Source organism: Secundilactobacillus collinoides DSM 20515 = JCM 1123, assembly GCF_001435975.1.
GTDB lineage: Bacteria > Bacillota > Bacilli > Lactobacillales > Lactobacillaceae > Secundilactobacillus > Secundilactobacillus collinoides.
Map to the genome: position 1 here is coordinate 19,815 of NZ_AYYR01000127.1, position 9,350 is coordinate 29,164.

At 46.7% G+C, this 9,350-nt stretch carries 7 protein-coding genes and 1 pseudogene; all 8 read left to right on the forward strand.

What is annotated here, in order from left to right; genetic code table 11:
• Positions 1-713 precede the first annotated feature (713 nt).
• The 8 genes and pseudogenes from FC82_RS15690 to FC82_RS15725 all read left to right on the forward strand — a co-directional run bounded on the left by FC82_RS15690 (position 714) and on the right by FC82_RS15725 (position 8,980).
• On the forward strand, positions 714-1,523 hold the full coding sequence (locus FC82_RS15690) for a DUF975 family protein (RefSeq protein ID WP_054762076.1): 810 nt from the start codon (positions 714-716) through the stop codon (positions 1,521-1,523).
• A 195-nt stretch (positions 1,524-1,718) separates the two neighbouring features.
• A pseudogene (locus FC82_RS15695) lies at positions 1,719-2,943 on the forward strand (MFS transporter).
• An 81-nt stretch (positions 2,944-3,024) separates the two neighbouring features.
• A complete protein-coding gene (locus FC82_RS15700) occupies positions 3,025-3,567 on the forward strand; it encodes a TetR/AcrR family transcriptional regulator (protein ID WP_056997460.1) in 543 nt (180 codons plus the stop codon).
• 434 nt (positions 3,568-4,001) lie between these two features.
• Positions 4,002-4,649 carry a deoxyribose-phosphate aldolase gene (deoC, locus tag FC82_RS15705; protein WP_054762072.1) on the forward strand — a complete coding sequence of 216 codons (648 nt, stop codon included), beginning with the start codon at positions 4,002-4,004 and terminating at the stop codon, positions 4,647-4,649.
• Between the two features lie 30 nt (positions 4,650-4,679).
• Positions 4,680-5,870 carry a phosphopentomutase gene (locus FC82_RS15710; protein WP_054762070.1) on the forward strand — a complete coding sequence of 397 codons (1,191 nt, stop codon included), beginning with the start codon at positions 4,680-4,682 and terminating at the stop codon, positions 5,868-5,870.
• Between the two features lie 38 nt (positions 5,871-5,908).
• Complete coding sequence (gene deoD, locus FC82_RS15715) at positions 5,909-6,622, forward strand: purine-nucleoside phosphorylase (protein WP_054762069.1); 714 nt, start codon at positions 5,909-5,911, stop codon at positions 6,620-6,622.
• 87 nt (positions 6,623-6,709) lie between these two features.
• Complete coding sequence (locus tag FC82_RS15720; protein ID WP_243676966.1) at positions 6,710-7,666, forward strand: sugar-binding transcriptional regulator; 957 nt, start codon at positions 6,710-6,712, stop codon at positions 7,664-7,666.
• Positions 7,667-7,681: 15 nt separating this feature from the next.
• Positions 7,682-8,980, forward strand: coding sequence for a pyrimidine-nucleoside phosphorylase (locus tag FC82_RS15725; RefSeq protein WP_056997461.1), 1,299 nt, complete (start codon positions 7,682-7,684; stop codon positions 8,978-8,980).
• The last annotated feature ends 370 nt before the right edge of the window (positions 8,981-9,350 follow it).

Consider the following 9,350-nt stretch of genomic DNA (forward strand, 5'->3'; position numbering starts at 1 on the left):
CCTATGTGCAACTCCCTGCTTCCCGGGAGCTCGTTTCGACTCGAGAACAGTAGGACGCCGCTGGACATCGGGCCTTTATTAAAAATATCAGAAACCAGAGAGTGGAAGGAAGCGTTTAGAGACCAGAACGTAAGCCCAATTAGTGGGAAATCCCGGGTTTGGATTTGCCACTAATTGGGCTTACGTGGCCGGTCTCTGCTTCCTGGAACTCGTTTCGACACAGATGCTAAGAAAGAACGGTTTCGAAATTTAGCATACTCGTTTCCGCACAGATGCCAAGAAAGAGCGGTTTTGAACGTGTAGAAAAAAAGATCAGCAAAAACCGTGTTACCCAAATAACCGTTTGCAGCACTTATAAGCCAGATAACCAGGCAGACAAAAAAATTAAACCGCGGTCAAGGCACAGTTTCTGCACTCAGGATTCTTGCCCAAGTAATACCAAAAAAGTTCGTCGAATAAAAACACGTCGGACTTTTTTATCGTATATAGAAACTGTACCCACAATTTTTAAACAATTCAATGCCATTTGGCGGTTTGTGGTGGTCTGGGTCGTGGCCACAAAATGGGTGGGGATTAAGTTGTATGATTGCTGATATTTCAAGGCTTCTACCTTGTCTTATAATCTAAGCATTGCGGCAATCGACTAGTTGCTAGGGGTTTTTAACAAAGTTTGGTACACTGAATTTATAGTGCAGATTGAAAGGGAAAGTATTATGAATCGTGCTGAATTAAAGGGACAAGCGAAGGATCTGATCAACGGCCACTTTAAGTTTTATCTGGTCTTACTGTTGCCTTTTTATATTTTACAAATTGCAACGGGGGTTGCACAAACAGTTGCTGATATTAGAAACGTTAATGTTGTACACTGGGCGTGGATCATTTCATTTGCCAGCTCATTGATTATGGTTGGCGTTACTTTCGTGATGATCGACCTTGCCCGTGGGGTTGGGGACTATGACGCACCTGTCAGCAAATCGTTTACCATTGCAAATAGTGGGGACTACTTCATTGGCACAATTGGACTGATGATTGTCACTGGTATCTTAACGTTTCTGTGGTCACTGCTATTGATCGTACCTGGTATTATCAAGAGTTTTTCCTATTCTCAAGCCATTTATATTTACCGTGATTATCTTGACCAGGGGCACAAAATCAGTTTCATGGATGCCATTACTAAGAGCCGTGAAATGATGGATGGGCACAAAGCTGAATACTTCGTGTTGAGCCTGAGTTTCATTCTTTGGTTTTTATCATGCGTTGTTGTGCTGCCGATATTCTGGGTTCAACCCTATTATCAACAAACAATGGCGAACTACTATGTGAAACTGGCTGCGGGACAACGTGAGGACACGGATGACCCAGTCACGGTAGTTGGTGAAGAAGCACCGCTCAACGATGATGTCAATTCTGATAGTGTTGACGACTCTTCAACGAGTAATAGCAACGCTGAAAAACCATCAACGACGCAGCCGGAGAACCAAACACCGACTGATGATTCAGACGAATCAAGCGACAACAAGTAGGTAAAAGTGAAGACCTGACTGTACGTTTGTTTAAGTACACCTGGGTCTTTTTTGATGAAGTAAAGATATAGGACGTGCGTCTTGTTTTGATCAGTCAACGGTGTCGGAATCATGGTATCCATGTTGCCGATACCCTTATCTCAATTATTAAATCATGATACACTAAGCAAGATTAACTTTATAGGAGATAGAGAATTGACTGACGCAAAACGAAAACCGCAGTGGCAAAAAAACCTGTATGCGCTGTGGTTGGGTAATTTTATTACGGGTGCCGGTGCTAGTATGAGCTTGCCATTTTTACCGCTCTTTATTAGTACGATGGATCATTTTTCAAAATTTCAATTGAACTTATACGCAGGATTAGCCTTCTCGGTCACGTTCTTAAGTCAGGCTATCGTTTCGCCGTTATGGGGAAAACTGGCTGACCGGACTGGCCGGAAACCAATGCTGATGCGGGCAGCGGCTGGGATGACCATTACCGCTACGCTAACCGGTTTTTCGCCAAACGTTTGGATCTTGATCGGCTTGCGGTTGTTGCAGGGCTGTTTTTCTGGCTACATCAATAACGCTTACGCACTGATTGCTAGTGAAGTGCCAAACGACAAAAGCGGGCAGACAATGGGTACGCTGACCACTGGGAACATTGGCGGTCAACTGATCGGACCAATTTTTGGTGGTTATATTGCGGGCTTATTTGGGTATCAAATCCCGTTCTTCATTTTTGGGGGGCCTGATGTTTGTGGCAACCATCGTCACGCTATTCTTTGTTAAAGAAGACTTCAAACCAATGGATGTGCGCAATCCTCTGGCAAACAAAAATGCTTTTGCCGGTATCAAACATAAGGGCATTGTTTGGGCTATGATTATTTCATCAATGCTGATTCAAGCGGCTACAACATCCATTAACCCGATTATCAGTTTGTTTGTTAAAGAGCTGATGCACGGTCACGGCAACGTTGCCATGACGAGTGGTGTAATTGCGGCGCTGCCCGGGATTGCCACATTGTTGGCGGCCTCCCGTTTGGGCGCTTTGAGTGATCACATTGGGCCGCAAAAGGTACTGATGGCCGGTTTAATTTTCTGTGGCTGCATGTTCCTGCCGATGTTCTTTGTGACGAGTGTGTTCACGCTTGGTATCTTCCGCTTTTTGGTGGGACTCTCAGACGCTGCGCTGCTGCCAGTTACGCAAACAGTGATGACGTTGGATACACCAGCGGAAGCTATCAGTCGAATCTTCAGTTACAACCAATCCTCGCAGGCTATTGGTTCCGTTGTCGGTCCAATGCTGGCCTCATTGGTTGCTGGTGTTCTAGACTACCGTTACGTTTTCTTAATGACTACTGGCTTGGTTGTCATAAACCTGGCAGTCGTGGGTTTTGCGTACCGCCAAGACCGTAAAATAAGTAAAACTGCTGAATAAACGATACAATCACTTGAAAGCGTCACAACCTTTCAGTAAAATTGTATGTGGATTAAATTAATAAGTAGGAGTGTCAACTATATGGGCAGAGCACAAGAACGGACGCGGCATCAAATTATTACTGCGTTTTTAGACTTATTAGCAGAACAGTATTATGACACCATTAGTGTGTCAAAAGTCTCGGATGCCAGTTTTGTGACCCGCAGTACCTTTTATCGGTATTTCAAGGACAAAAACGACCTGCTGTTTAACGCCATCGAGAGTACGATCAGTCAGTCGGTGCCGGATCAGGCGCTGATGAACCAGTTCGTCAATTACGTGGAAGCATACTGGCCATTGTTGCGGCACTTATCACCAAGCCGACAAAGCCGGTCAAATCTAAATGATATTTTAAACCAAATTCTGTGGGATATGGTCCATAGACGGGTCAAAGATAACCCGAATGACATGGACCCAATGATTCAGCTCATGGTCACAGCAGACCATCCAGAGCTGATGATCAGCGTTGTTGAAGGTATGATGATGGGTGTCATGGAGTACTATGTTCAAAACGATGTTGAAAAAATTGATAAGCGAGAGTTAGAGGATACAATGTCGGATATTGTTGGAAAGTTGACAAGGTAGAGTGTGGTGCAAGGCGCCTAATGGGCGGAGCAGAGTTGCTTCTGCATGAGCCGCTTGCCTTGCGGAATACGTTTCGGCAACCTAAGAAAAAAGCAACATCGCAAGAACAATTGTAATGAGCAACTAAGACAGTCCTTGTGTGTTGCGCCAATAAACACTGTGGCATCTAACTGAATAACAAGTATGAAAGCGTTCGGAATAAAAAATATTCTGCACGCTTTTTTTTGATGCCAAAATTCTTTAATTCGCCGTAAGCCAGCGTTTAAGCACATTATTGATGGTTTATGAAACCCAGATAATCCCGCAATCATCTCTAGTTAACCCCATTCAGTATGTTACATAATTTCATTAAACAAGTTTACAAATGTTCAACCACATGATATTATGTAATCGGTTACAAAAGTAAAACGGTTTAATAAAAAGGAGAATTCATCATGAAATTAGCTAAATACATCGACCACACGCTACTGGCAGCAGACGCAACAGAAGACCAAGTCGATAAAACGATTGCCGAAGCCATTCAATACGATTTCGCTTCAGTATGTATCAACCCATATTGGGTGAAGCACACCGCTGCTGGACTGAAGGACTCAGACGTAAACACTTGTACCGTAATTGGATTTCCTCTGGGCGCCACTTCGACCGAATCGAAAGTCTTTGAAGCCCAACAAGCTATGAAGGATGGCGCTGACGAACTGGACATGGTCATCAACATTGGTGAACTAAAGGCTAACCATAATGACGCCGTTTTAGCAGACATCAAAGCCATGGCTGATGCTGTTCATGCTGAAAAGAAATTGCTGAAGGTCATCATTGAAACAAGTTTGCTGGACCATGATGAAAAAGTTCGCGCTTGCGAATTATCAGAAAAGGCCGGCGCAGATTTTGTTAAAACATCCACTGGTTTCTCAACTGCCGGGGCCAAGGTCGAAGACGTTAAACTGATGCGTGAGACCGTTGGTGACCGATTAGGCGTTAAGGCTTCTGGCGGTGTTCATTCGAAGGCAGAAGCGGAAGCGATGATTGCTGCGGGTGCCACCCGGATCGGTGCCAGTGCCAGCATTAAGATCGTTACTGAATAATCACGACAAGCTTTTAGGAGGCGCGTAAGGATGACGTTTAAACGTGTATTTGGAATTGTGACGGACTCGGTTGGTATCGGTGAAGCAAGTGACGCAAAAGACTTTGGCGATACGGGTGCCGACACGTTGGGCCACATTGGTGAATTCTACAAGGGTAACTTTAAGGTTCCTAATTTAGAGAAAATGGGCTTATCAAACATTCGCCCAGAAAATCCAATCGAAGGGGTACCGGTTGCTGACGCACCGTCCGGCTACTTTGGAAAGATGCACGAAATTTCGGTTGGTAAGGACAGCATGGATGGTCACTGGGAAATGATGGGTCTGCCCGTTCTCGAGCCACTCGGTTTCTTCCCGCAAGGCTTCCCACAAGAATTAATTGATAAACTGGAAAAATTCAGTGGTCGGCACATCATTGTTAACAAGCCTTACTCAGGCACAGATGTCATCCACGACTACGGTGAGCATCAAATGGCTACTGGCGATTTGATCGTGTACACATCAGGCGATTCCGTGTTACAAATTGCCGCACATGAAGATGTCATTCCATTAGAAGAACTTTACAAGATTTGTGAATATGCGCGGTCAATTACCATTGACAAACCATACCGGATCGGTCGAATCATTGCTCGGCCATATGTTGGTCCCGACAAGGACCACTTTACCCGGACTTCAAACCGGCACGATTTTGCGTTGGAACCAACCGGTGAAACAGATATGGACCGTTTAAAGGCTGCTGGGCTGGATGTACTGGCCGTGGGTAAGATCAATGATATCTTCTCTGGTCACGGTATTACGGATGGTGTTCACACAGAGTCAAACGATGACGGCATGGATAAGACCATTGAGAATGCGGAAAAGGATTTCCATGGCTTCAGTTTCACGAACCTGGTCGATTTTGATGCAATGTATGGCCATCGCCGGAACCCAGAAGGATACGGAAAGGCGCTGATGGCGTTTGACGTTCGCCTGGGTGAGCTGATGGGTAAACTCAAGGATGATGACCTGTTGATCATTACTGCTGACCACGGGAACGACCCTGGTTTTAAGGGCACCGACCACACCCGTGAATACGTGCCATTGCTGGTCTGGTCACCAAGTTTCAAAGGCGGCAAGGCACTGGGGATTCGGCAGACATACGGTGACTTCGGGGCCACTGTGCTCGAAAACTTCGGTGTTCAAAAGGGCGAGTATGGCACCTCATTCTTATCAGATCTCAAGTAAACTGAACTGACTGCAACCACACGAACGGAGGAAATAACATGAGTACACACATTGGCGCCGAAATGGGCGATATCGCGGATACTGTTTTAATGCCGGGCAATCCGTTACGGGCAAAATATATCGCAGAAAACTTTATGGATAACGTTGTTCAGTACAACAAGGTCCGCAATGCCTTGGGTTATACCGGGACGTACAAGGGTCACAAAGTTTCCGTGCAGGGGACTGGGATGGGAATCCCATCGATTTCCATCTACACGAACGAATTGATCAAGTTCTTTGGCGTTAAACACTTGATGCGGGTCGGCAGCATTGGCGGGTTTGGGAAAAACATTCAGATTCGTGATATTCTGATCGCCCAATTTGCCAGCACGGATTCAGCCATCATTCAAAACACGTTTAAAGCGGGGGTCATTTACGCCCCAACGGCCGATTTCGACATGCTGTTGAAGGCCTACCAATCCGCTCAGGACGCCAACGTTCAGGTAAAGGTCGGTAACATCTTTAGTGCAGACCGGTTCTATAATGATGAGATCGATTACGAACAATTGACGGATTACGGCATTCTTGGAACGGAAATGGAAACGGCCGCGCTGTATATGCTAGCTGCTAAGTATCACGTTCACGCACTTTCCATCAACACGGTCAGCGATAACCTGACCACCGGTGAAGCCTTATCTGCTGAAGACCGTGAACACTCGTTTGAAGAAATGGCAAAGATCTCCTTGGAAACTGCCATTAAGTGCAGCGACTAAAAATTGTCCGGACAACTAAAGAAACCATGGTAAGATAGTGGGGATAGCGTTAAATAATGGGGGTTAACCCAAGTGAGGTCAGGACAAATGATGAAGAAGACTGCCAGTGAAAAACGTATTGCCGAAAGTATCCGGGTTGCCAGATTGTACTATGAGTCAGGGTTAGGTCAGGCGGAGATCGCCAAGAAGCTGTCAATCTCACGTCCAACCGTGTCGCGGCTCCTGCAATTTGCTCTGGATGAGGGCTACGTGCAGATCAACATCATCGATCCGTTTTCCAGTGTTCAAAATTTGGAAAAGACCCTGGAGGAGAAGTTTGGATTAGCGGAGGCCCACGTGGTCTACACACAATCCAGTGACTACCACGGGCTGACCAGCGAACTTGGCAAATTCACCGCCAACTATCTTGCTGAGACAGTTAAGGACGATGATCTGATCGGTGTCAGTTGGGGTAAAACAATGTATCAGGTTGCAACTCACTTAACGAACCAGACTGTGCAAAACGTGCGGATCGTGGAACTTAAGGGGAGTGTGAACTTTACGCCAACGCCCGTTTATGGTGAGGAGATCCTGATGAAGTTCAGTCAGGCGTTCCACACATCACCAAATGTGCTGCCTTTACCAGTGATTTTTGGCAATCAGACAACTCACGACATCGTGATGGAAGACCGGCACATCAAACGCTTAATTGAGATGGGCCGTGACTGCAACGTTGCCCTGTTCACAGTGGGGACGGTCAGAGATGATGCCCTGCTGTTCCAAACGGGCTACTTTACGGCTGATGAGCAAGCGGAAATTCAGCATCAGGCGATCGGCGACATCTGTTCACGTTTTTACGATAAAGAAGGACGCGTGGCTGTGCCTGAAATCAACCGGCGGACGGTCGGTGTGCAATTAGAAGACTTAAAAAATAAGGAAAAATCAATTCTGGTAGCGGGTGGCAAACGTAAATTTGACGCCATTCTAGGCGCCTTAGCCGGTGGTTACACCAACTGTTTGATCACCGACATTGACACAGCTCACCAACTGCTGGAGGAATCCTAACAGGAGGAAACTGCTATGAGAATGGTCGACGTGATTGACCACAAGAGAAATGGAAGCGCTTTAACTAACGAGGAAATTAAATTCTTCGTGGACGGGGTGGTCGATGGTTCGATTCCTGACTACCAAACGAGTGCACTGCTGATGGCCATCTACTTTAACGGCATGCAGGACGGTGAACAGGCCGAACTGGCGATGCAAATGTTAAAATCAGGCGACCAGTTGGACTTGTCCGATATTCCGGGAATTAAGGTGGACAAACATTCAACCGGTGGGGTCGGCGACAAGACGAGTATTCCGCTGGCACCCATGATTGCAGCGCTGGACATCCCAATTCCGATGATCTCCGGTCGTGGTCTGGGCCATACCGGCGGGACTTTAGATAAGCTGGAAGCCATCCCCGGGTTCAACGTTGAACTGACGGAGGAAGCATTTAAGCAGCAGGTCAAGGATATTCACCTGGCCATCATTGGAGCAACGGGCAACATCGCACCAGCTGATAAGAAAATATATGCGTTGCGAGATGTGACCGACACCGTGGATTCAATTCCGTTGATTGCCGGTTCCATCATGAGTAAGAAAATTGCGTCTGGGACGGATGCATTGGTCTTAGATGTGAAAACGGGTTCCGGGGCCTTCATGAAGAGTGAAGACCAGGCTCGTGACCTCGCCAAAGCGCTTGTTTCAATCGGTCAAAACACTGGAATGGATTGCATGGCTGTCATTTCAGACATGAACCAGCCACTAGGAAACATGATCGGTAACGCGCTTGAGATTCAAGAATCAATCAGTATTCTAAAGGGTGAAGGACCGGAAGATATTACTGACTTGGTATTGACTCTCGGCAGTCAAATGGTTGTGTTGGCGAAGAAAGCCAAGACACTTGATGAAGCACGGGCCATGTTGCAAACGGTCATTGATAACGGTAAAGCGTTAGCATCCTTCCGGCAAATGATCGTGGCGCAGGGCGGCGACGGCAACGTGGTCGATGACCCAACATTGATGCCGCAAGCACAGTTTAAGATCGACTTGCCAGCACAAACAGCTGGGGTCGTGTCAAAAATGACTGCGGACGAATTAGGTATCGCCAGCATGCTCCTTGGTGGTGGTCGGCAAACAAAGGATGACCAGTTAGACTACGCAGTCGGTCTGGAACTCCATAAAAAAGTGGGCGACCCAGTGAAAGCTGGCGAACCGCTGCTGACCATCTACAGCAACCGAGAAGATGTGGAAGATATCAAGAAACTGTTGTATGACAACATTGAAATTGCAGCACAAGCAGCCCCAATCAAGCTGATTCACGAAATCATCAAATAACAAAATGCCGCGGCGTATGCGGCGATTAAAAAGCTTTTCTAGACTAACCTGAGGCGGGTTTGTTTGGGAAGCTTTTTGTGTAAGAGCGTGAAGCAAGGCGTTTAGGGGGCGGAGCATAAGCCAACTCTGGCAGAAATTCCCGGTCTTGGAATTTGTGCCAGAGTTGGCTTATGCAGTAGCCCCCTGCCTTGCGAAACGCGTTTCGGCTCGAGGACAGGGGCGAGCTTCCTTAGTGGTTCTTTTAACAATGTGGCTGTCCACGAGAGCTTGGAGCAAACAATTTAAGAGGGGCGGGAACATAACGTACTGTAAGCAAAAGTCCGGGCCTGACTTTTTGGCCCAGAGTCGCTTCTGCAGTAGCCCCCTGCCT

Coding starts and splice junctions, on each gene's coding strand:
- FC82_RS15690 (WP_054762076.1), top strand. CDS start 714: ATGAATCGTGCTGAATTAAAGGGACAAGCGAAGGATCTGATCAACGGC.
- FC82_RS15700 (WP_056997460.1), top strand. CDS start 3,025: ATGGGCAGAGCACAAGAACGGACGCGGCATCAAATTATTACTGCGTTT.
- deoC (WP_054762072.1), top strand. CDS start 4,002: ATGAAATTAGCTAAATACATCGACCACACGCTACTGGCAGCAGACGCA.
- FC82_RS15710 (WP_054762070.1), top strand. CDS start 4,680: ATGACGTTTAAACGTGTATTTGGAATTGTGACGGACTCGGTTGGTATC.
- deoD (WP_054762069.1), top strand. CDS start 5,909: ATGAGTACACACATTGGCGCCGAAATGGGCGATATCGCGGATACTGTT.
- FC82_RS15720 (WP_243676966.1), top strand. CDS start 6,710: ATGATGAAGAAGACTGCCAGTGAAAAACGTATTGCCGAAAGTATCCGG.
- FC82_RS15725 (WP_056997461.1), top strand. CDS start 7,682: ATGAGAATGGTCGACGTGATTGACCACAAGAGAAATGGAAGCGCTTTA.